Genomic DNA, 22604 nt, shown 5'->3' with positions numbered 1-22604 from the left:
ATGCAGATCTACAACACCCTGACGCGCCGCAAGGAAACCTTCACGCCCATCGAATCGGGCAAGGTCCGCATGTACGTCTGCGGGATGACCGTCTACGACTACTGCCACCTGGGGCATGCCCGGGTGATGGTGGCCTTCGATGTGATTACTCGCTACCTGCGGGCCCGCGGCTATGACGTCAACTACGTGCGCAACATCACCGACATCGACGATAAGATCCTCAAGCGGGCCGACGACAACGGCGAGACCATCGCGACGCTCACCGAGCGCATGATCGATGCCATGCACGAGGATGAGGGCCGCCTCGGGGTGCAGCGTCCGGACGCCGAGCCGCGCGCCACCCAGCATCTCGACGAGATCGTGACGATGATCGAGACGCTGATCGACAAGGACTACGCCTACGCGGCGGCCAATGGCGACGTCTACTACCGGGTCCGCCGGTTCGATGGTTACGGCAAGCTCAACAACCGCGACCTGGACGACATGCGTTCCGGCGCCCGGGTCGATGTCGACGAACACAAGGAAGACCCGCTCGACTTCGTGCTGTGGAAGGCCGCCAAGCCCTCGGAGGCCAGCTGGTCCTCGCCCTGGGGCGAAGGGCGTCCTGGTTGGCATATCGAGTGCTCGGCGATGTCCACCTGCTGCCTGGGCGAGACCTTCGATATCCATGGCGGCGGGCCGGACCTGACCTTCCCGCACCACGAGAACGAGATCGCCCAGAGCGAGGCCGCTACCGGCAAGCCCTACGTCAACACCTGGATGCATGCCGGCGCGGTGCGGGTCAACCACGAGAAGATGTCCAAGTCGCTGGATAACTTCTTCACCATCCGCGATGTGCTCGAGCATCACGATGCCGAGGTGGTGCGCTACCTGCTGGTGTCCAGCCACTACCGCAGCCCGATCAATTACGCGCCGGATTCGCTGGCCGATGCCCGCAAGTCGCTGGAGCGTTTCTACAATGCGTTGGAAGGGCTGGCGCTCGACGACATGGAGGCGCCGTCAGGCGAGGTCGACGCTCGCTTCGATGCGCGCTTCACCGCGGCCATGGACGATGACTTCAACACCGCCGAGGCGGTGTCGGTGCTGTTCGAGTTGGCCCGGGAGCTTAACCGTGCCAAGCAGGAGGCACCCGTGCAGGCGCCGGCCCTGGCCGCCGAACTCAAGCGCCTGGGCGGCGTGCTCGGCCTGCTGCAGCAGGCGCCGGCGGCCTTCCTGAAGGGCGCCGGCGGTGAGCTTCCGCTGTCCGAGGAGGCGATCGAGGCAAGGATCGTCGCGCGCGGCGAGGCCAAGAAGGCCCGTGACTTCGCCACCGCCGACGCCATCCGCGACGAGCTGGCCGCGCTCGGCATCGTGCTCAAGGACAGCCGCGAGGGGACGGGCTGGGTGTTCGAGGCACCGGGCGAATGACGGCGCGCCGGCGATGGATCTCGCCGGGGGACGCAGGCGGCGCGTGCCGCCTGCGATAGCGGCCTGGCGTTGTTGCGGGCATCGCCCCTGGAAGGTGATCGCCAGCATGATGAGTGACGGCGCCCGGCTATAGGCCGGGCGCCGTCGTGTCGGAGGGCTGGCCCGCGTGGCTCAGGGGCGCGGGGCCACCAGGGGCCGCCGTTCGGGCGGCGCGGCATCGACCAGCGCCATGGCCTCGGCGAGGCTGCGGGCGACCGCGTTCCAGGGCAGTGACGAGCCGGCGAGGTGGCAGTGATAGACGGCATCATCATCGATGGCGACACGATGGATGTCGTTACCCCGGTGGTCCTGCCACCAGTCGGCGTGGATATGCTGCCAGTGCGGGGCGATCCGCGCGTCGATGTTCATGAGGGCATCCCTCCGAATGGCTGGGAAGCGACTCACCGTCGCCTGTCGTCGGTTCGCGAGCGTCGGCGCTGCAGAGGCCACCGTCGCTCGGTCCTTATCGACAGCATAGTTTAGGAACGCCGTTTGTAAATTTTAGTTACGCGCGGTGTCAGGGTGTCGTCAGCGTCTCAGTCGTCGGTCGGTGGCAGCGGGAGCCGATGGGGCCACGCATCGTCGACCACGATCACCCGTCGCCAGAGGGGAGACGCCGGCCGGCCCAGCCGCAGGCAGAGCTGTAGCGGGGCGCCGCCATGGGCGAAGTGCAGCCGCAGGCGGTGCGTCAGGCTCGACAGCGAGGTCAATTGCTCGTCGGGCGGCAGGGCCAGCCAGTGGGGCTTGCAGAGCCAGGCGCCACGCGGTGTCTCGGGCAGTTCGGCGCACCAGCGCGGCCAGTCGCGCCAGTGAAGCCAGTGGCCATGCAGGTGGTCGGGGGTGGCGCCGCGCGGCGCGGGCAGGCGGGCATGCCAGGGGTAGAACAGCACGCCGGGCATGGCCAGGCGCTGGCGAAGCCGGGGGATGGGCCCGCCCAGCCGTTCGGCCAGCGCCTCCAGGGCCACCGGGCGCTGGGCCAGGGGCAGCTGGTGATGCGCCAGGTGATGGCGCTTGAGGGCCAGGCTATCCAGCCCGCCGGGCCCGACCCAGCGGGCCTGATCATCGTCGCGTCCCGGGCCCTCGGGGAGCCCCAGGTAGTACTTGATGGCGACCTCGAGATGCACCGGGGCAGGGTCGGGGGCCTCGGCATAGACCAGGTCGAGTTCTCCCAGGGTACGGCGTTCCCGAAGCACCGGCAGGTTGTTGGCGAGCAGCCGGGTCTGCGGCGCCGTCTCGAGCAGGAACTGCCACAGGCGCTCGTGATAATGCCCCATGCGTCCCTCGAGTGAGCTGCCGACGTAGCGCACCAGGGGAGCGGGGGCGGCATCCAGCGGCGCCAGATAGTCGACCAGGGCCGCGTCACTCTCGAGGCCGAGGCAGCGCCGGTCGGGTCGGCCGGGCGTGTCGAGGGTCACCAGGTCCGGGGCCTGCAGCAGCCAGGCCAGGTCGCGTACCAGCGGATGGCGCCAGGGGCGAAGGTCGTCACGGAAGGGCGGCATGCGGTCTCGTTCCGGGCGTTTGAGGTGGGGCTCTGACAGCGAAGCTATACAGGCCTTATACTCCAGCATACATTCAATCGGGAACTGGGTGGTATTCATGCAGCCAGCACTGACACGCTTCACCGCCGCGGTGGCGGCGACCCTGATGAGCCTGACCACGACACAGGCCCTCGCACAAGAGAGCGCCTCGGACGCCGCTCAGGCGCCGGTGGTGGTCGCCTCCAAGATCGATACCGAGGGCTCGGTGCTGGGGCAGCTGATCCTGCAGCGCCTGGCGGCCGGTGATATCCCGGTGGAGGACCGCCTGCAGCTGGGTGTCACCAGCATCGTGCGCGGTGCCCTGACCGCCGGCGAGATCGATCTGTATCCGGAATATACCGGCAACGGCGCCTTCTTCTTCGACATGACCGACAGTGCGGCCTGGAAGGATCCCGCACAGGCCCTCGAGACCGTCAGGCAGAAGGACCGCGAGGCCAACGACCTGGTGTGGCTGGCGCCCGCCGAGGCCAACAACACCTGGGCGATCAGCGTGCGCGGCGAGCTGGCCCGCGAGCACGACCTGACCAGCCTCGAGGACCTGGCCGGCTACCTGAACGAGGGTGGCGATTTCAAGCTGGCGGCGAGCGCCGAGTTCGTCGAGTCGCCCCAGGCGCTGCCGGCCTTCCAGGAGGCCTATGGCTTCGAGCTCTCCGAGGATGAGCTGCTGGTGCTCTCCGGCGGCAACACCGCCGCCACCATGCGGGCCGCCGCGCGCCAGACCAGCGGCGTCAACGCCGCCATGACCTACGGCACCGACGGCGGGCTCAAGGCCCTGGATCTCATGGTGCTGGATGACAGCCTGGGCGTGCAGCCCGTCTACCAGCCGGCGCCGGTGGTGCGCGGCGAGGTGCTCGAGGCCTATCCCCGGATCGAGACCCTGCTGGCACCGGTCTTCGCGGCGCTGGATCGCGACACCCTGCAGCGCCTCAACGGTGACGTGGCCGTCAATGGGCGCGCCCCGGCCCAGGTGGCATCGGACTTCCTCGACAGCCTGGACGAATGAGCGACGCGCTGAACCCTGGCGGGGCTCGTCCTAACGTGGTGCTGTTGAGCCTGGGGCTGGCGGGGCTGCTGGCCTGGGTGGTGTTCGATGCGGTCAGCGTGGCGCCGAATCGTATCGTGTCCGGGCAGGGGCATGGCGCCTGGGATGTCGCCGGCTGGCCGGGCCTGGTGGCCAGCCTGGCGCCGATGCTCGCCATGCTGGCCCTGGCCTGGCGGCCTTCCCGGCGGCATCTACGCCTGGCCCTGGGGCTGGTGGTGGCGATGCTCGCGGCCTTGCCGGCCTGGCTCGCCCTGGCCGCGGCACGCCTGATCGAATCCGAGATGCCCCAGGCGCGCCTGGGCATCGGCGCCGGCGTCTGGGTGGCGCTGTTCCTGTTGCTGTTGGCGATGGTCGAGCTGCGCACGCGGCTGGCACTGCCACGCCTGCTGGGCGGGGCACTGTTGTTGCCACCGCTCATGAGCCTCGCCGTCTGGCTTGCCAGCGGGCTCGAGCCGTTGGCGTTGCGCCAGGAACTGCTCGCGCGCCGTGACGGCTTCATCGCCGCCATCGGCGAGCACCTGCTGCTGGTCGGCGCCGCCGTCGCGATCAGCCTGTTGCTCGGGGTGGCCATCGCCCTGGCCATGCGCCGTTGGGTTCGCTGCCGGACCCTCGGTTTCGCGTTGCTCAACTCCCTGCAGACGATCCCCAGCCTGGCGCTGTTCGGCCTGTTGCTGGCGCCGCTCGCCTGGCTGGCCGCCCACGTCGAGTGGCTGGCGGCGCTGGGCGTGAGCGGCATCGGTTGGGCGCCGGCGCTGTTGGCGCTGGTCGGCTACAGCCTGCTGCCGATGGTGCGCAATACCTTCGTGGCCCTCGATGAGGTGGACACCGGGGTGATCGACGCGGCCCGCGGCATGGGCATGAGCCGCGGTCAGATATTTCGCCAGGTGCGCCTGCCGCTGGCCGCACCGGTGATCCTCGAAGGCATTCGCATCACCACGGTGCAGGCCATCGGGCTTGCCGCCGTGGCCGCGCTGATCGGGGCCGGTGGCCTCGGTACCTTCATCTTCCAGGGGCTCGGGCAGGCCGCCATGGACATGGTCCTGCTCGGTGCCTTGCCGATCCTGGTCATGGCGTTGGTCGCCGATGCCCTGCTCGGTGCCCTGAGCGACCGGCTGCGCCAAGGAGCGGCTTCATGATCGAACTCATCGGCGTCTCCAAGCGCTTCGGCCAGACCACCGCGGTGGATGACATCTCGCTGCGCATGGCGCCCGGGGAGCTGAGTGTGCTGGTCGGCACCTCGGGGTGCGGCAAGTCGACGACCCTACGCATGATCAATCGCCTGATCGAGCACAGCGACGGCGAGATCCATATCGATGGTCAGCAGATCCGTGGCTTCCGCGAGGAGACCCTGCGCCGGCGCATGGGCTATGCGATCCAGAGCACCGGGCTGTTCCCGCACTGGACGGTGGCGCGCAACATCGGCCTGGTGCCGAGGCTGCTCAAGTGGCCGGCGTCGCGCATCCATGCGCGGGTCGAGTCGCTGATGACCATGCTCGGCCTGCCGATGGACGAGTTCGCCGACAAGATGCCGCGCCAGCTGTCCGGCGGCCAGGCGCAGCGGGTCGGGGTGGCGCGAGCGCTGGCCGCCGACCCCGATATCCTGCTGATGGACGAGCCCTTCGGGGCGCTGGATCCGATCACCCGCGAGACCCTCCAACACGAGCTGCGTGAGCTGCAGGCGCGGCTGCAGAAGACCATCGTCTTCGTGACCCATGACATGGACGAGGCGCTGCGACTGGCCGATCGGCTGGTGGTCATGGATCAGGGACGCATTCGTCAGCAGGGCCATCCGCTCGCGTTGCTGCGCGAGCCCGCCGACGGTTTCGTGGCATCGCTGCTCGGTGGCGAGGATCGCGGCCTGAAGGAGGCGGCGCTGTTGACCGTCGGCGAGCGGATGATGCCGTTAGGCGCGAAGCCTCTGCCCGGGGAGCGCATCTCGCGCCATGCGACCCTACGCGAGGCGCTGTCGATGATGCTGTGGCGCCACGCCGAGCGGTTGGTCGTGATCGACGACCAGGGCATGGCCATCGGCGAGCTGTCGCTGCGCCGCCTGGTGGGGGCCCGCTCCCATGAGTGAGGCGACCGGCATCCTGCGGGGAGGCGCGCGGAGGCGCTGGCTGGCGCCGGTGTTGTGGGCGGCGCTGTTGCTCGGCGCCTGCCTGGGCATGGAGTCCTTGCAGGGGCTCTTCCGCCTGGTCGAGCCGGACAGCCGCCGCGTCGTCTATGCCCGAGCCGACTTCCTGGTCCTGCTCGGCCGCCATGTGTTCGTCGTCGCCGTGGCGTCGCTCGCCGCGGTGGCGCTGGGTGTCGGGGCCGCGGTGGCGGTCACGCGCCGCGCCGGACGCGATTTCCTGCCGCTGGTCGCCCAGCTGGCCTCGATCGGCCAGACCTTCCCGCCGGTGGCGGTGCTGGCGCTGGCGGTCCCGGTGCTGGGCTTCGGCACCCTGCCGATCATCGTCGCCTTGCTGCTCTACGGGCTGCTGCCGATCGTGCGCAACACCCTGGCCGGGCTCGAGGGCATCGATCCTGGCGTGCGCGAGGCGGCCCGCGGCATGGGCATGACCGGCGGCCAGTTGCTGCGTCAGGTGGAACTGCCGTTGGCCGCCCCGGTGATCCTGGCCGGCATCCGCACCTCGGTGACCATCAATATCGCCACCGCGGCGATCGGCGCCACCGTGGGCGCCAGCAACCTGGGCGACCCGATCATCTCGGGCATCGTCAACGGCAATACCGCCTACGTGCTGCAGGGCGCGCTGCTGATCGGCCTGCTGGCGCTGACCGTGGACAGCCTGTTCGCTCGGCTACAGCCGACGCTGACATGATCGCGTGGGTCTCGCCGAGGGGCTATGACATTCGTCGGGTATCCAGTCTTTCCAGTTTACGTTAACGTCAAATCTGTGCGTTGATCGACGCCGGGGTGATCCCCTGGCGGTCCGAGACAAGAGAGACAACACTGCCCCCAAAAGGGGTAAGGATCATGACGATGACCACGACGCGAGACATCTACGTGCCGGAGTTCCTGGCCGGTGACGAGTTCGGCATTCCTACCTTTAGGATGCTGACCCAGGAAGGCACGCTCTTCGAGGGTGCCGAGCCTCCCTCGCTCGACCGCGACGCGGCCCGAGCGATCTACCGGGCGATGATCGCCACCCGCGTGCTCGACGAGCGCATGCTGGCCGCCCAGCGGCAGGGGCGGCTGTCCTTCTACATGCAGTGCACCGGCGAGGAGGCCGCCGTGATCGGTGCCACCGCGGCGCTCGATGATGCCGACATGATCATGGCCCAATACCGCGAGCAGGGTTCGCTGGTCTATCGCGGTTTCGGCTTCGATGAGTTCATGAATCAGCTGTTCGGCAACGAGCTGGACTATGGCAAGGGGCGCCAGATGCCGATCCACTATGGGTCGCGCAAGCTCCATTACATGACGATCTCCTCGCCGCTGGCCACCCAGATTCCCCAGGCCGCCGGCTATGCCTACGGGCAGAAGCTGGCCGGCGAAGGTCGCTGTACCATCACCTTCTTCGGCGAGGGCGCGGCCTCGGAGGGCGACTTTCACGCGGCCCTGAACATGGCGGCGGTGCACGAGGCGCCGGTGATCTTCTTCTGCCGCAACAATGGCTATGCCATCTCCACGCCGACGGTCGAGCAGTTCGCCGCCGATGGCGTGGCGCCACGGGCGCTGGGCTATCGCATGCACGTGATTCGCGTCGATGGCAACGACATCCTGGCGGTGCACCGGGCCACCCAGGAGGCGCGGCGCATCGCCGTCGAGCACAACAAGCCGGTGCTGATCGAGGCCATGACCTACCGCTTGGCGGCGCATTCGTCGTCGGACGACCCCTCGGGCTATCGCTCGCGCAAGGAGGAGGAGGCCTGGCAGGAGAAGGATCCGATCCTGCGTATGCAGCGCTGGATGACCGCGCAGGACTGGTGGAGCGACGACGAGGAGAAGACGCTCCAGGAGCAGCTGCGCCGCGAGGTTCTGGAGGCCATGAAGCGTGCGGAGAAACGCCCGCCGCCGTCCCTCGACACCCTGGTGACCGATGTCTACGCCGAGGTTACGCCGGCCCTGCAGCAGCAGCTCGATACCCTCAAGGCGCATATTCGCCGCTACCCGGAGGCCTATCCGAAGGGCGCGCGCTTCCTGGATCCCGAACTGAGCCGTGTCGATGCCAACGACGAGGGAGAGTCCTGAGATGCCGACCATGAATCTGCTGCAGGCGATCAACAATGCCCTGGACATCGCCATGTCCGAGGACGAGAAGGTGCTGTGCTTCGGCGAGGACGTGGGCGGCTTCGGCGGCGTCTTCCGTGCCACCAGTCACCTGCAGGAACGCTATGGCAGGGCGCGCTGCTTCAACACGCCGCTGGTGGAACAGGGCATCGTCGGCTTCGCCAACGGCCTGGCCTCCCAGGGCTCGGTGCCGGTGGCGGAGATCCAGTTCGCCGACTACATCTTTCCGGCCTTCGACCAGATCGTCAACGAGACCGCCAAGTTCCGCCATCGCTCCGGCGACCTGTTCAACGTCGGCGGCTTGACCATCCGTGCACCCTACGGCGGTGGCATCTCCGGCGGGCTCTATCACTCCCAGTCGCCGGAGGCCTACTTCACCCATACGCCGGGCTTGAAGGTCGTGGTGCCGCGTAACCCCTACGAGGCCAAGGGCCTGCTGCTGGCCGCCATCCGCGACCCGGACCCGGTGATCTTCTTCGAGCCCAAGCGGCTCTACCGCGCCGCCACCGGCGAGGTGCCCGAGGAGGACTACCAGCTGCCGCTGGGCGAGGCCGAGGTCACCAAGGAGGGCAGCGATATCACCCTGGTGGGCTGGGGCGCGCAGATGGAGGTCATCGACAAGGCGGTGGCGATGGCCGAGAAGGAGGGCATTTCCTGCGAGGTCATCGACCTGCGCACCCTGTTGCCCTGGGACGCCGAGACCGTGGCGGAATCGCTGTTCAAGACCGGCCGGCTGGTGGTGACCCACGAGGCACCGCTCACCGGCGGCTTCGCCGGCGAGGTCGCCGCGACCCTTCAGGAACGCTGCTTCCTGTACCTGGAGGCGCCGGTCCTGCGCGTGACCGGGCTGGATACGCCCTTCCCGCTGACCCTGGAGAAGGAGTATCTGCCGGACCACCTCAAGGTCTATGAGGCCATCCGCGACAGCGTCAACTACTGAGCCGATAGCGCGTGATCAGGACAGGAGAGAGGATATGACCGAGTTCAAGCTGCCCGATATCGGCGAGGGTATCGTGGAGTGCGAAGTCGTCGAGTGGCGGATCGCCGAGGGCGATGCCATCGAGGAGGATCAGCCGGTGGTCGAGGTGATGACCGACAAGGCGCTGGTCGAGATCACCGCCCCGGAGACGGGGCGCGTCACCCGGCTACACGTGGCCAAGGGCGAGATCGCCAAGGTGCATGAGCCACTGTTCGCCTACGCGATGTCGGGGGAGGCGGCGTCCGATGAAGACGCCGATGAGTCCGCGGCACCATCGACGCCGGCCGACGACGGCGAGGCCGCAGCGTCCGCCACGGCGCTGGACACGCCGGCGCCGAGCCGTGCGCCGCAGGTCGCGGACGATGAGACGAGCCGTGCCGGCCAGGGCCGCCATGGGCGGATTCCGGCCAGCCCCGCGGTGCGTCGCCTGGTGCGCGAGCATGAGTTGCGGCTCGACGACGTGCCCGGATCCGGCAAGGACGGGCGGGTGCTCAAGGAAGATGTGCTGGCGCGCGTCGAGGGCGGTCGGACGACGGCCGCCGAACCCGCGGCGACGCCGGCACGCCAGGCGCCGGGCGAGGTTCGCATCGAGCCGTTGCGCGGCGTGCGCGCGGCCATGGCCCGGCAGATGGTGAGCGCGGCCTCGACCATCCCGCATTTTCAGTACGGCGAGGAGATCGACGTCACCGAGCTCTTGGCGTTGCGTGAGCGCTTGAAGCCCCGGGCCGAGGCGCGTGACACCAAGCTCACGCTGATGCCGTTCTTCATGAAGTCGATGGCCCTGGCGATCCAGGACTTCCCGCTCCTCAACAGCCGGCTCAACGACGCCGCCGACGAGATCCATTACCTGCCGTCCTGCAACATCGGCATGGCGGTGGACGGCAAGGCGGGGCTGATGGTGCCCAACGTCAAGGGCGTGGAGAATCGCAGCCTGCTGGAGGTCGCCCGTGAGATCCAGCGGCTCACCGGCGAGGCGCGCGAAGGGCGCGTGGCCCAGGCGGACCTGCAGGGCGGTACCATCAGCCTGTCGAACATCGGTGCGCTGGGTGGCACCTATGCCGCGCCGATCATCAACGCCCCGGAGGTGGCCATCGTGGCCATCGGCAGATCCCAGTGGTTGCCGCGCTTCGACGCGGCCGGCGAGGTGACCCGCCGGGCCATCATGACCGTGACCTGGGCGGGCGATCATCGGCTGCTCGACGGTGGCACCATCGCCCGCTTCTGCAATGCCTGGAAGGGCTATCTGGAAGCGCCGGAAACGTTGTTGCTGGACCTCGGCTGAGCAGGCCCAGGGTGACCACCGCTCCGCCTGCCGGCCCACGGGGACGCCGATGACGCAGCCACTGCAGCAGTTCTATATCCCGGAAGACCAGTCGGTCTACTTGCTCAGCCATCACGACGCGCGCAAGTTGCGGGAATGGGTGGCGCTGTGCCAGGCCCAGCTCGAGCAGCTGGGCTATCGGCACATCGAGTTGATCGGCAAGGGCGCCTACGGCTTCGCGTTCGCCGGCATCACCTCCGGCGGCGAGCAGTACGTCTTCAAGTTCACCCGGATCAACCTGCCGCAGTCGTTGCAGGATCGCCTCGAGGAAGAGGCCTTCATGCTGGAGCAGGTCGCGCATCCTCGGGTGCCGGGGTTGATCGCCTTCCAACGAGTGCGCCGCCAGTCGATCCTGGTGATGCGTCGCGCCCCCGGGGAGAACCTGGAGGAGGTCTCGCTGCGCGAGGGGCGGCTGTCGCCGCGGCGCATCGTCCGCATCGCCGCCCAGCTGGCCGATATTCTGGGGGCGCTGCGTCGCGAGTCGGGCCCCGCCGGCCGCCCCATCGTGCACGGCGATATCAAGCCGTCCAACCTGGTGTTCGATGAGCGCGACGAGAGCGTCGCGCTCATCGATTGGGGGTCCTCGGTGTTCGCCCAGCTCGATGCCGGCCAGCAGTTCGTGTCGGCCAATGTCATGGAGCTGATGTCGGACAACCTGCAGCAGACCAACGCCCGCCTGGGGGATGTCTACTTCATCGGCGACGAGCAGCTCAACGGCGCCCTGTCGTCGCCCCGCTTCGACGAACAGGGCGTCGCCGGAACCCTCTATGCCCTGGCCTCGGCGCAGTCGTGCCGTTTCGGGCACCGGGCCATTCCCGCCACCTCGCTCGGCCTTCCGAGGGAATTCGCGCGCATGCTCGACGGCATGCTCGATCCCGATCCGCGCACTCGCCTCAAGGCCGGCGATCACTTCCTCCGCGAGATGCCGCGCCTGGCGCGGCTGGTGATGCTCGACCTGCCGAGTCCGCCGGAGGCGCCGCTGGTGCCGGTATGGACCCGGGCCGCGGACCGCGAGATCGACACCGTGGTCTACAGCTCGCGCAAGGCCTTCCTGCGCGAGGAGGACGGCCGCGAGACGCTCAATGACGTCAACGACGTCCAGCTCGACCGTTACTACAAGAACTTCATGCAGGGCATGGGCGAGACCGAGAAGGCCTTCCTGGCCGCGGTGAGCCGGCTCGGCCGCTACCCGGTGGTGGGGGGGCTGGCGGTACGCTGGGAGGCGGACGGTGTCTACATCGACTCCTCGCTCAACCTGCACGATCCGCGCCTGAAGCCGGCCTTCATCGCCGCGGTCAACAACATGGTCAGCCTGGCCCGGGGCATTCACCGGCGCGGCATCTTCAAGAGCTGTTTGTTCAATGCCCGCGACACCCTGCACCTGGAGCGCGAGGGGCCGGATCATCCCTTCGTGATTCCCCCGGGGCTGAGGCTCGGCTACGAGGTCGGGGCGGTGCCGGAACTCGAGGATCGCTCGCGGCTGCACAGCTACTTCGAGGACGGCCCGGACCCGGAGGAGTTTCTGACCTTGCCCGAGGCCATCATCACCTCGCTCGAGGCGCTCAATGACATTCACCACACCGGGATGATCATCTTCGAGGCGCTGCCCGAGCATCTGAAGATCCATAGCCACTATCGGCTGCTCGATCCCTCCCGGGAGGCGGAGTTCCGCCGCCGGCTCGATGACATCCTCGACGCCGTGGGGCTGATCGAGGGGCTCGGCGTCTCCGGCTTCATGAAGATGCCCTACAAGGACACCCGGGTCTTCGCCCACGTCGCCCGCCAGCCCGAGCGCTTCTATCCCCGCGACCCGCGCGCCGTGTTGGCGGCCATGGAGGAGCCGTCGTAGCGGCGAGGCCGTGTCGATGTATCGGGGCGAGGCGGCAAGCCGACGAAAAGCTCCTACGCCAGGGGTGAGGAGTACTGCTCCGAACGGGCTGGCCAAGGATGGCCAGCCCTGGACCTGCAAGCGGAGCAGGATGCGAGAGCGCGGCAGGGCGTCGGGAGCGACAGGGAGGTATGCATGCGTCTCCTCGCCGGGTTGTCGACGCAGGACCACCGAGAACGCCGAAGGGTTTACGGCCTTGCATTGCGGCATGCCGGCCATGAGCTTGTCGCGGTGATCTGGCAAGATAGGCAGACTTGGAGCGCCTGAACTCCATGCCGGGCTCGCGATGCCCGGGGCAAGCCTTCGCGAGGACGCGGTAAACCGGTCCCTGGGCGCTTCTTTTGACCTGCGGCGCTAATGCGCATCCTGCGCCGCTTACAGGGCCGGTGTTGGCCATCCTTGGCCAACCCGTTCGGCGAAGATCGCCTCACCCATGTCAAAAGACCCTCGCGACGCCTTGCCCCGGACGCGTGCTCGAGCCGCGACAGGCGCTCGCGACTGTGAGCAATGATCGAGGACGCCGCATGGCTCAGCTATTACGCATCGTGATGATCCACGGTCATCTCGAGGGGGTGGTCGAACTGGATGTCGATGGCCACACCAACATCTGCGGCACCAACGCGTCGGGCAAGACGACCCTGCAGCGCCTGGTGCCGGTGTTCTACGGGGAGCTGCCCAACCGGGTGGTGCCCAAGACCCGGCGCAAGTTCGATGCCTTCTACCTTCCGCATCGCAACAGCTACCTGGTCTATGAGTATCGCCGCGAGGAGGGCGACGTCTGTCAGGCGGTGCTGACCCGCAAGAGCGAGGGCGGCGTGGAGTATCGCTTCGTCGGCGCGCCTTATCGCTCCGAGGACTACCTGGTGGAGGCCGAGGGCGGCGTGGTGGCCCTCGACTATGCCCAGTGGAACCAGGGGCTGCGTCGCCAGGGCATCGGCGTGTCGCACAAGCTCGGCGCCACCTCGGAGTACCGCGCGGTGATCCAGAACGACTTCACCCAGCAGGGGGCCGGTGGCCGCCGCGAAGGGCTGAAGCTGCGCCAGGTCGCCGCCCGCTTCAGCCTGGTACGCCCCGGGCGGCGCATCCGCCACATGGAGAAGCTGGTCTCGGCGGTGCACGCCAAGGAGGGCAAGATGGATACCCTCAAGACCATGCTGGCGGCGATCTTCGAGGAGGACGGCGTCGAACTGCCGGTGACCCGCATCCGCAATACCAAGGCACGGGAGTGGATCGATCGCATGCGCCAGTCGATGCGACTCGAGCCACTGCAACGTTCGTTGGAGGATCTGCAGCGCCGGGATCGCGAGATCGCCGATCTCGAAACCCGCCTGTGGCAGCTACGCCCACAGCTCGAGGCCGACCGGGCCCGGGCCGAGCGTGGGCGAGCCGACCTCGAGGCACAGGTCGGCGAGCGTCAGCGCGACTTCCAGGCCCGCGAGCAGGTCTATCAGGAGGCCCGCGACACCCTGAACGATCGGCTCAGCGAGATGGGCAGCGAGCTCGAGCGCACCCGCGGCGAGCTCGACGACCTCCAGCGGCGCTTCGAGGCCTTCGAGGAGGCCGACATGCCAGGCCTTGAGCAGGACCTCAAGGCGCTGCCCCAGTGGCGTGAGCAGCAGCAACAGTTGCGCGACCATCTCGATGTCATGCAGCAGGCGGTGCAGGACAACAAGGCCCGCCTGGAGGCGCGGCTGGTCGAGCTCGGCGACCTGCTCGAGCGCCGCCGCGACGAACTGCAGGGCCAGATCGATGCCCTCGGTGAGGAAAAGGAGGCCCGCCGCGAGGTGCAGCGCGAGGCGGAGAGCCGCCTCGATGCCGACTACCAGTCCCGCCGCCAGGCGCTGGACGGCGACTATCGCGGGCGGCTCGAGCAGCTCACCGCGCGGCTCTCCGAGCTCAAGGCCGAGCTCACCCATGGGGCCCAGACCGAGGAGGAGGCCCGCGAGGCCGAACGGGCACAGCTGCGCGTCGACGAGGCCCGCAGCGCCCAGGATGCCATCGCCGCCACCCTGGAGGGCCTGCGCGGCGAGCTCGATGGCCTCAAGCGCTCGCGCGACGACGCCGAGCGTGAGCTCGAGGCCGCCCGCCAGCAGCGCGCCCGAGCCGAGAGCCATCTCGCCGCACTGGAGGTTCAGCGCGACCCGGCCCAGGGCAGCCTGCGCCACTTCTTGCGCCACCATCGGCCCGGCTGGGAACAGGGCCTGGGCAAGGTGCTGGCGCCGGCGTTGCTCGAGCGTCGCGACCTCGCCCCGCAGCTGCATGACGAGGCCAGCGATGATCTCTTCGGGTTGGCGCTCGACCTGAACGCCGTGGCCTTGCCCGAGCATGCCCAGGACGAGGCCGGGCTGGTGGCCGAGATCGAGGGCGCCGAGGGTGCCCTCGTGGAGGCCCGCGCGGCCGAGCAGGGCGCCGAGAAGGCGCTCGGCAGCGGCCATGACAAGGTGCAGGCGCTCGACGCACGCCTGGAACGGGCCAGTGGCGAGCGGCGCCGCACCGCCGAGGAGGTCGACTACGCCCTGCAGGCGCGCAGCCAGTGTCAGGTGCGCCATCGAGAGGCGCAGCAGGAGCGCCAGGCGAGCCGTCGCCAGGCCCTCGAGGAGCAGGAGGCGGTCCAGCAGGCGCTGCGCGACGAGCGCGACCAGGCGCTGGAGACCCTGGACGAGACCCATCGCGCCCAGCGCATGGAGCTCACCGCCGACCATCAGGGCCAGCTGGCCGGCTTCGACCGGCAGGTCGAGCAGTATCGCCGCCAGCTCGGCGAGCTCAAGGACGAGAACCGCCGCCAGCGCGAGGAACTCGAGGCGGCCTTCGACCGCGAGTTGGCCGACCGCGGCGTCGACCCGGCCAAGGTCAAGGCGACCCGCGCCCAGATCGAGGACCTGGGAAAACGCATCCATGAGACCGAGGCACGGCGCGACGAGCTCGATGCCTACGCTCGCTTCATGCGCCTCGATTGGGGAGAGCGCAAGCCGCGCCTGGTAGCCCGGGAGGCGGAGCTGAGCCAGCAGCAGCAGGCCGCCGAGCGCGAGCGCAAGACGCTCAAGGACGGCTTCAAGGCCGACCGGGCCGAGCATCAGTCGGCGCTCGGCGAGCTCAAGCGCCGCCGCGAGGCCGAGCAGGCGCAGGTCGAGACCCTGTCGCCGCTGCTCGATACCCTCGCGGGGCTGGCGTTGGAGGCGGCCGGGGAATCCGCCGGCGAGGCCCCGGGGGATGTCGACGAGCGCATCGAGCGCGCCCGTCAGGCGCTGGCCGACCACGCCCGGTCGCTCGATGAGCTGCGCCGCGGCTGCGAGAAGATCGAGTCGGACCTGATCAAGGGTGCCAGTGCCGATTTCCAGGATACCCTGGAGGCCGAGCGCGCCAAGCTCGAGGACCCCGGCCCGCGTCGCCTGCTGGCGGTGCTCGCCGACATGCTGCAGCTGCTCGAGGGACAGCAGCAGCAGCTGCTGCAGGAAGGCCGCAACCTCGGCGATGACCTGGACAAGTTCTTCACCGTGTTCCGCGACCTCAACCGGCGCATCAATGCCCAGAGCCGGCGGCTCTCCGACGAGGTGGCCGATGACCTCAAGCTGGAGGGCATCGGCAAGGCCGAGGTCAAGATCCAGTCGACCATCGACGAGCTGGGTTTCTGGGAGCCGCTCAAGCGCTTCGCTCAGCACTACCGCGAGTGGCGTGACTCCGGCCGCACGCTGCCCGACGACGACTACCTGGACGCCCTGGGCGACGTGGTGGAGCTGCTGCGCAGCGACCAGCAGTACAGCGTCGAGAGCCTGCTGCGTCTGGAACTGCACCTCAACGAGGGCGGCGCCGAGCTGGTGATCAAGAACGACCGCCAGCTGCTGGAGTCCTCCAGCCACGGCATGGCCTACCTGATCCTGTGCAAGTTCCTGCTGGCCTTCACCCGCTTGCTGCGCGGCCCGGCGGAGGTCGCCGTGCACTGGCCCATCGACGAGATCGGCACCCTGGCCTATCACAACGTCGAGAAGCTGTTCGAGGCTTGCGACAACAACCGCATCCATATCGTCGGCGCCTTCCCCAACCCGGAGTCGGACGTGCTGATGCTGTTCCAACACCGCTACCTGATCGAACGTGACGAGGCCGTGCTCGACAAGCGACGCCTCAAGCGCATCGAGCCGCGGTTGAGCCGCCTGGCTCAGCGCCTTCAAGCCCGCCACGATGAGCGTCAGGAGGAGGCATCCGCATGATCGAAGAGTCCATGAAGGAGCGTTCCCTGGTCGAGCTGGGCCCGCTGCTCGAACGCCTGCTGGCCGGCGACTTCCTGTGCGCGGTCAGCGACGATGCGGCGTTTCGCCGCCTGCAGGACGAGGCGACCCGCGAGCGCATCGACGCCTACCTGCGCCCGCTCAACCGACGACTGGCGACCAACGAGGAGGGCAGCGTCTACTTCCTGGCCTGGCGCCAGCTGGATGACGCGGCCCGGGACCAGCTGTCTCGCCAGCTGGCGGAGACCGTCGGCAGCCTGTTGCCGATGCTCGAGTGGCTGCAGCTGGTGCAGGAGGCGCTCGGCCGCGACGGCCCGGTGTCGCCCGGCGACGTGCTCAAGCCGGCCGACTTCAGTTCACGCTGCGAGGATAACCAGGGGCTGCGCGAGCGCCTCGAACGCCTGGCCACCGATCCGTTCTTCGGCTCCCAGAGCGAGCAGCTCGATGCGCAGATCAAGCAGGTCTTCAAGCGCCTGCGCGAGCGCGGCTACCTGCGCCAGCCCCACGCCGACCGCCAGTACTTCGTCGCCACCGCCAAGATCGACTACCTGATCGACCTGGTGCGCTTCATCCGCGACGAGGAACAGCTGCCCATCGATGACCAGGCCCCCGCGGGCCAGGAGCGCCTGCTGTGAGCGCGAGCGATCCCGACGCCCTGGACAACCGGCTGCTCGGCACCGGCACCGAGCGCCTGGCGCTGCTCGGCAAGCATGCCGAGGCGCTGATGGCCGGCTACGTGCGCGACGAGGTGCCGCTGGAGGGGCTGAGCACCACCGCGCTGAATCGACTGCTGTCCGCACGCATCCTGTGGCGCCCCGACGAGCAGGCCGGCGTGAAGCTCGCCCCCAAGGTGCGCGAGCTGATCGCCGAGATGCTGGCCGACGAGACCCGCCGCCACGTCAATGCCGACGTGGCCGAGACGCTGGAGCTGATGCGCGGCCTGGTGCAGAGCTACCGAGAGGCCCGCGACGCGGCCGAATACTGGCGCCAGGAGCAGCAGCTGCTGCGGCTGCGTCAGGCGGTGGACGATCTCGACGGGCGCTTCGCCGACGCCATCGACAGCCTGTGGCGGCGCCTCAACAGCGACTTCGGCTTCGTCAGTCGGCTGGCCGACAAGATCCGCGAGAACGCCCGCGCACAGAAGCAGATCAAGCGCCTGCTCGACGGCCTGGCGTTGATCGACTTCGATGAGCTGATCGACCTGGTGGGGGCCGACGGGGCGCTGCGCAAGCTGCTGGTCAGCCAGCTCCAGCATCGGCTCAGCCAGCACTACACCAGCCTGCGCGAGGTACAGCGCCGGTTGATCGAGCTGATGGCGCGCTTCCGTCAGCAGCAATCTCGCAGCCGCCTGGTGTCGGGCATGGCCGGCTTCCTGCGCGAGCATCCCGGTTTCGTGCCGGGCAACTACGCCCGGCGCGGCGAGGTGCCGGAGCTGGTCAATCGCGCCGCGCCGCTCACCGCCGCCGGCGCCGTGGCGCTCGATCATCCGCCGGACGTGCGGGACGTGACCGAGCTGCTGCATCATCTGCCGACCCCTGCCGCGGCGCCGGAGCATGTGGCCGTCGCCGTGGCCGCCGAGCGCCATGAGGACACCCTGATCGCGGCCCGCCAGCAGGCCCTGAGGGAAGACGTCGAGCGCTTCTACCTGGCGGTGGTCGAGGGCGGCGAGCCGCCCAGCGCGCTCGAGTACCGTGAGGCCGCCGGGCTCGACTGGGGCGAGGAGATCTGGCTGTTCCAGGTGCTCGCCGAGTTCCAGGGCCTGCCTCGGCGTGAGCAGGCCGCCTTCCGGCTGCATCAGGCCGAGAGCCGGGCGGGCACCTTCAACGATCTGCGCCTGATCCATGACGTGCGCCTCGAGTTATGCGATGCCCCACGGGAGGGCGCGTGACCGCGCTCTCGGAGTCGGCGCGTCGGGTGCTGCGCGATGCGTCGGGCAAGCTGCGTCGCGGGCGCGCTGTCGACAAGCCACGCGGCCCCGCGGTGACCGAGATCGTCGCCTGGTGCCAGGCGTGGGACATCGAGCCAGGCGGGCGCCTGACCCGCGATCGGCTGCGGTTCGATCGGGCGCTCATGGATGCCATCGCCGGCGAGCTCGAGGTGCAGGGTGAGCCGCCGCTGGAGGTGGCGCTCGGCGGGCTGTCGACCGCTCAGCAGGCCGAGCACGGCCATCGCGAGGCCAAGGGCGTGCGCGAGGGACCGCGGGACTCGCGGGTGCTGGTCAGCCTGCCCGTGGGGCAGCCGCCTCGGCCGGGCCTCCAGGGTGGGGCCCGGGAATGCCTGGATGTCGATTGGCGCAGTATCGAGCTGGCCGCCTTCGACGCCCTGGTGCAGGTCGAGAACCTCGATAGCTTCTATGGCTTCACGCCCGAGCTTCCGGCGCTTGCCGCGTATCGCCGGCCGCTGGTGGTCTACCGCGGCGATAGCCACTATGGCGGCGCCTTCCCGGCGCTGGCGGAGGCCTGGTCGAGCACCGGCCGGCCGCACTTCTATGCCGGCGACTTCGATCTCAAGGGGCTCGATATCGCACTCGGCAGTGGCGCCACGCGGTTGTTGCTGCCGGCGCTCGATGCGTTATGGCGGCACGCCACGCCGCGCCATGTCCCGGCCGAACAGCTGGCCTGTCGGCCCCGCCTGCTGCGCTACCGCGAGGCACTGCCCGAGGCGCATCCGCTGCTGGGCTATCTCAGCCTGCTGCTCGACGAGCAACGTGGGCTCCGACAGCAATGGTTCGCGACGCCCACGGTGGCCGTCGAGCTCCATGGGGCGGATGAGCACGAGCCGGCCCGACCATAGCGAGCGGCGATGCGGCTCAGGCGCCGAGGCCGCTCTCGCGCAGTCGTTGATCGATGCTGGACTCGGCACGGGGCCGGCCGGGATCTTCGAGCATGCGTTGATGCTCCAGGTGGGCGAGGCCTTCGCTCATCAGGCGCTCGATCAGCTCATGGCGGGACATGTCGCAGCGCTTGGCGAGACGTTCGAGGCGCCGTGACTGGTCGTGGGTCAGGCGCAACAGGCGGGGCAGGGGCATGGCGAGACTCCTCCGATGGACCGTCGAGGACAGTCTCGCGTCATGGCGTGACAGGCGGATGACAGGGCGCGGCTCATGACAGGCCGCGGCGCTGCATCACGTCACGGATGATCGGCACCGGCGTCATCAGGTGTTCGCGCATCATCGTGCGGGCACGCGCGGTGTCGCGGGCCAGGATGGCCTCGACCAGCTCGGCGTGTTCCTGACGCTTGCCCGCCAGGGCCGCGTCGGAGAAGACCGTTTCCTGCAGCCACAGATGGCGGTAGCGCTCGACCTGGTCGAACAGATTGCGGCGCAGCTGCATCAGGTGCGGCGAGTGGCAGCCGGCGGCGATGGCCGTATGGAAGGCCTGATGGCGCGTGTCCCAGACGTCGAGCATTTCCTCGGCGCTGTGGACCTCCGCGACCTTGCCAAGGGTATGAGCCTTGGCGATCACGTCGGCCTCCCAGGCGTCGTCGCCGCGCTCGATGGCCAGCTCCAGCACCAGCCCCTCCAGCTGGGCGCGGGCATCATAGAGGTCGGCCAACTCCTCGCCCGACATCGGCGCGACCCGATAGCCGCGCTGGCTGATCGCCACCACCAGCCGCTCGGCGACCAGCTGTGACAGGGCCTCGCGCAGCGGGCCGATGCCGAGTTCGTAGCGTTCCTTGAGTCGGTTCATCAGCAGCTTCTCCCCGGGCGGGAAGACGCCGCGGAGGATGTCCTGCTTGAGCCAGTGATAGGCGCTGATGCCGAGGTTCTGTCGGGGCGTGCTGTCCATGGTACTGCCGTTCCCGGTGATGGTCGGTCATGATACCCGATCATCGCCAGTCGCGAGAATCGTAGACACTCCTGAGGGGCGTCGCCATGTCGGCCGAAGGGAGTGGCTCGCCCATGGCGTCGCGTTCAGAAGCGTAGCGTGGCTCCGCGCACCGGTGTCAGCCGGCCATGATCGATGATCGGCCCGGTGGGCTTGCCGGCCGGCGCACCGCCCTCGGGTTCGACGCTGACCGCGAGATCCGCGGTCAGCAGCTCCTCGCGCAGGCCGGCGTCCGGGGTCAGCAGGCGGCTACCGCGTTCGGGCAACAGGCCCAGCGAGATCGGGGTGCCGTCGCTGACCAGCCACAGTTCGCCGGATTGGTCGGCGCCGACGCGATGCGGTTGCACGGCGCGGGCACGCAGGGTGCCGTCTTCGCTGGCGCTGATGATCCAGTCCGGGGTGCGTGATTCGTCGAGCACCACGTAGACCGCGGCCTCCTCGGGGGAGTCGGCGTTCGGCACGCTCCACAGCAGGGCGAAGGCCAGCGTCAGCATGGCGAAGCCGCCGGCCATCCCGCGCCACAGGGCCAGCGAACGCCAGCGTGTGACGCCGGTGCGCTCGGCGATGGCACGCCACACCGAGGCCGGGGGCGTCACGGGCGGCAATTGTTCGTTGAACAGCTGTAGCCGTTCCTGCCAGTCGGCGAGGTCGTGCTGTAGCTCGTGGCTGACCGCCAGCAGCGCCTCGAAGCGGGCCCGTTCATCCGCGGACATGACGCCCAGGGCATATTCCCCGGCCGCCAGGTGGCGTTCGTCGGGGCGGCTCAGATCCCATTGGTCAGGCATGATTTCAACCTCTCGAGTCCGCGTCGAATCCAGCTTTTCACCGTGCCCAGCGGCTGGTCCACTCGTGCGGCCAGTTCGCCGTGGGTCAGCCCCTGGAAGTAGGCCATCTCCATGGCCTGGCGCTGGTCCTGGCCGAGGATCGCCAGGCAATCGTGCAGGGCCTGGGAGCGTTCCAGGGTGTCGCTCGCCTCTTCCGGTCGCCGGCCGCCGTCGAGGCTTTCCACGGCCTCCTCATCCCCCTCGGGGCGCCGGCGCCGCAACCAGTCGATGCCGACGTTGCGGGCCAGGGTGGAGAGCCAGGTCATCGGCCGGGCACGTTCGGGGTCATAACGGTCGGCGGACTGCCAGGCGCGCAGGTAGACCTGTTGCAGGCAGTCCTGGGCGGCCGCTTCCTCTCTAACGATACGCAGCAGCTGGGCATACAGACGCGCACTGCTGGCGTGATAGAGGCGCGACAGGGCGCGATGCTCGCCGCGTGCGCAGCCGGCAAGGTCATCGACGAGTTGTTGTGACGGATCACTCATGCCGCCTCCTTGGGCGGGGGTCGAAGGTCCCACGATGGTCACGGGACGAGCGCCGGGAGTAAAGCCAGGGACTGTCAACGCAGCGGCACCGCATCCATATCGTCGCGGGTCGCGTATCTCTCCCTGCGCCTGTTTGCTGGCAGGCGTCATCCCAATAAGGACAAGGAGATATCGCATGAAGACCCTCAATCGCTTCCTCGCTGGCTTCCTATGCACCGCGGCCTTGGCGAGCGGCCAGGCCCAGGCCGACCATGGCCCGACCGACGTCGGCGGGGCCGCGATGCTGCCCGAGCGCAACATCGTCGAGAACGCGCTGAATTCCGCCGATCACGAGACGCTGGTGGCGGCCGTCCAGGCCGCCGGGTTGGTCGATACCCTCAAGGGAGAAGGGCCCTTCACCGTCTTCGCCCCGGTCGATGCCGCCTTCGATCGCTTGCCGGCCGGCAGCGTCGAGACGTTGCTCGAGCCGCAGAATCGCGACCAGCTGACGGCGTTGCTCACCTATCATGTGGTGCCTGGCCGCCTGACCCGCGACGACCTGCATGAGGCGGTCATGGAGCGCGGCGACGCGGCGAGCTTCGAGACCGTTCAGGGCGAGCGACTGACGGTGGTGCCCAACGGCAATAACCTGGTGCTGATGGACGCCCAGGGGCACAGTGCCGACATCACGATCGTCGATGTGGCCCAGTCCAATGGGGTGATCCACGTGATCGACCGGGTCATGATGCCCTGAAGCTTGGGTGCACTGTTGTCACGAAGGCCGGCCATGTGCCGGCCTTCGGCGTAGATGGGCTCAT

At 68.7% G+C, this 22604-nt stretch carries 20 protein-coding genes; 14 read left to right on the top strand and 6 right to left on the bottom strand.

Translation table 11 applies throughout. The features are described 5' to 3' along the window. Positions 1–1407: a cysteine--tRNA ligase gene (cysS, locus tag ETC07_RS01665; protein WP_136246768.1), complete on the top strand. Its 1407-nt coding sequence runs from the start codon at positions 1–3 to the stop codon at positions 1405–1407. A 171-nt stretch (positions 1408–1578) separates the two neighbouring features. Here cysS and ETC07_RS01660 read toward each other — a convergent pair whose 3' ends face one another. Beyond that, entirely contained in the window at positions 1579–1815 is a 237-nt protein-coding gene (locus tag ETC07_RS01660) for a hypothetical protein (protein ID WP_136246767.1), read from the bottom strand. A gap of 167 nt (positions 1816–1982) precedes the next feature. Then, positions 1983–2945: a DUF1853 family protein gene (locus tag ETC07_RS01655; RefSeq protein WP_136246766.1), complete on the bottom strand. Its 963-nt coding sequence runs from the start codon at positions 2943–2945 to the stop codon at positions 1983–1985. Between the two features lie 97 nt (positions 2946–3042). Between ETC07_RS01655 and osmF the strand changes: the two genes are divergently transcribed. The 12 genes from osmF to ETC07_RS01595 all read left to right on the top strand — a co-directional run bounded on the left by osmF (position 3043) and on the right by ETC07_RS01595 (position 19464). Beyond that, a complete protein-coding gene (gene osmF / locus ETC07_RS01650) occupies positions 3043–3987 on the top strand; it encodes a glycine betaine ABC transporter substrate-binding protein OsmF (protein WP_136246765.1) in 945 nt (314 codons plus the stop codon). Beyond that, complete coding sequence (locus ETC07_RS01645; protein WP_136246764.1) at positions 3984–5162, top strand: ABC transporter permease; 1179 nt, start codon at positions 3984–3986, stop codon at positions 5160–5162. Before osmF ends, ETC07_RS01645 begins: the two co-directional genes overlap by 4 nt. Further along, positions 5159–6103, top strand: coding sequence for an ABC transporter ATP-binding protein (locus tag ETC07_RS01640; RefSeq protein WP_136246763.1), 945 nt, complete (start codon positions 5159–5161; stop codon positions 6101–6103). The genes ETC07_RS01645 and ETC07_RS01640 overlap by 4 nt, the downstream gene beginning before the upstream one ends. Then, entirely contained in the window at positions 6096–6848 is a 753-nt protein-coding gene (locus tag ETC07_RS01635) for an ABC transporter permease (RefSeq protein ID WP_240724531.1), read from the top strand. The genes ETC07_RS01640 and ETC07_RS01635 overlap by 8 nt, the downstream gene beginning before the upstream one ends. 155 nt (positions 6849–7003) lie before the next feature. Beyond that, positions 7004–8221 (top strand): thiamine pyrophosphate-dependent dehydrogenase E1 component subunit alpha, encoded by a 1218-nt coding sequence (locus ETC07_RS01630; protein ID WP_136246762.1) that lies wholly within the window; start codon positions 7004–7006, stop codon positions 8219–8221. 1 nt (position 8222) lies between these two features. Continuing rightward, complete coding sequence (locus tag ETC07_RS01625) at positions 8223–9200, top strand: alpha-ketoacid dehydrogenase subunit beta (protein WP_136246761.1); 978 nt, start codon at positions 8223–8225, stop codon at positions 9198–9200. Positions 9201–9234: 34 nt separating this feature from the next. Then, positions 9235–10521: a 2-oxo acid dehydrogenase subunit E2 gene (locus ETC07_RS01620; protein ID WP_136246760.1), complete on the top strand. Its 1287-nt coding sequence runs from the start codon at positions 9235–9237 to the stop codon at positions 10519–10521. Between the two features lie 49 nt (positions 10522–10570). Continuing rightward, entirely contained in the window at positions 10571–12409 is a 1839-nt protein-coding gene (locus ETC07_RS01615) for a protein kinase domain-containing protein (protein ID WP_136246759.1), read from the top strand. 563 nt (positions 12410–12972) lie between these two features. Then, the gene (locus tag ETC07_RS01610; RefSeq protein ID WP_136246758.1) at positions 12973–16653 is read left to right on the top strand and encodes an ATP-binding protein; all 3681 of its coding nucleotides are present in this window, start codon (positions 12973–12975) and stop codon (positions 16651–16653) included. Positions 16654–16679: 26 nt separating this feature from the next. Further along, complete coding sequence (locus ETC07_RS01605; RefSeq protein WP_136247010.1) at positions 16680–17306, top strand: condensin complex protein MksE; 627 nt, start codon at positions 16680–16682, stop codon at positions 17304–17306. Then, positions 17303–18559 (top strand): hypothetical protein, encoded by a 1257-nt coding sequence (locus ETC07_RS01600; RefSeq protein WP_136246757.1) that lies wholly within the window; start codon positions 17303–17305, stop codon positions 18557–18559. The genes ETC07_RS01605 and ETC07_RS01600 overlap by 4 nt, the downstream gene beginning before the upstream one ends. After that, a complete protein-coding gene (locus tag ETC07_RS01595; protein ID WP_205742486.1) occupies positions 18556–19464 on the top strand; it encodes a DUF7281 domain-containing protein in 909 nt (302 codons plus the stop codon). The genes ETC07_RS01600 and ETC07_RS01595 overlap by 4 nt, the downstream gene beginning before the upstream one ends. Before the next feature lie 16 nt (positions 19465–19480). Here the strand turns inward: ETC07_RS01595 and ETC07_RS01590 are convergent, their stop codons facing one another. The 4 genes from ETC07_RS01590 to ETC07_RS01575 all read right to left on the bottom strand — a co-directional run bounded on the left by ETC07_RS01590 (position 19481) and on the right by ETC07_RS01575 (position 21807). Next, positions 19481–19699 (bottom strand): ribbon-helix-helix protein, CopG family, encoded by a 219-nt coding sequence (locus ETC07_RS01590; RefSeq protein ID WP_136246756.1) that lies wholly within the window; start codon positions 19697–19699, stop codon positions 19481–19483. Positions 19700–19772: 73 nt separating this feature from the next. Then, positions 19773–20459: a DNA-binding transcriptional regulator CsiR gene (csiR, locus tag ETC07_RS01585; RefSeq protein WP_136246755.1), complete on the bottom strand. Its 687-nt coding sequence runs from the start codon at positions 20457–20459 to the stop codon at positions 19773–19775. A 125-nt stretch (positions 20460–20584) separates the two neighbouring features. Further along, on the bottom strand, positions 20585–21283 hold the full coding sequence (locus tag ETC07_RS01580) for an anti-sigma factor (RefSeq protein ID WP_136246754.1): 699 nt from the start codon (positions 21281–21283) through the stop codon (positions 20585–20587). Then, on the bottom strand, positions 21262–21807 hold the full coding sequence (locus ETC07_RS01575) for a sigma-70 family RNA polymerase sigma factor (RefSeq protein WP_168709143.1): 546 nt from the start codon (positions 21805–21807) through the stop codon (positions 21262–21264). The genes ETC07_RS01580 and ETC07_RS01575 overlap by 22 nt, the downstream gene beginning before the upstream one ends. A 175-nt stretch (positions 21808–21982) precedes the next feature. On the opposite strand from ETC07_RS01575, the gene ETC07_RS01570 reads away from it, so the two are divergent. Further along, on the top strand, positions 21983–22540 hold the full coding sequence (locus ETC07_RS01570) for a fasciclin domain-containing protein (protein WP_136246752.1): 558 nt from the start codon (positions 21983–21985) through the stop codon (positions 22538–22540). The last annotated feature ends 64 nt before the right edge of the window (positions 22541–22604 follow it).

The sequence above is a fragment of the Halomonas borealis genome, assembly GCF_004798905.1.
GTDB lineage: Bacteria > Pseudomonadota > Gammaproteobacteria > Pseudomonadales > Halomonadaceae > Halomonas > Halomonas borealis.
Note: the sequence above shows the minus strand (reverse complement) of the source record. Positions and strands in the feature narration are given on the sequence as shown.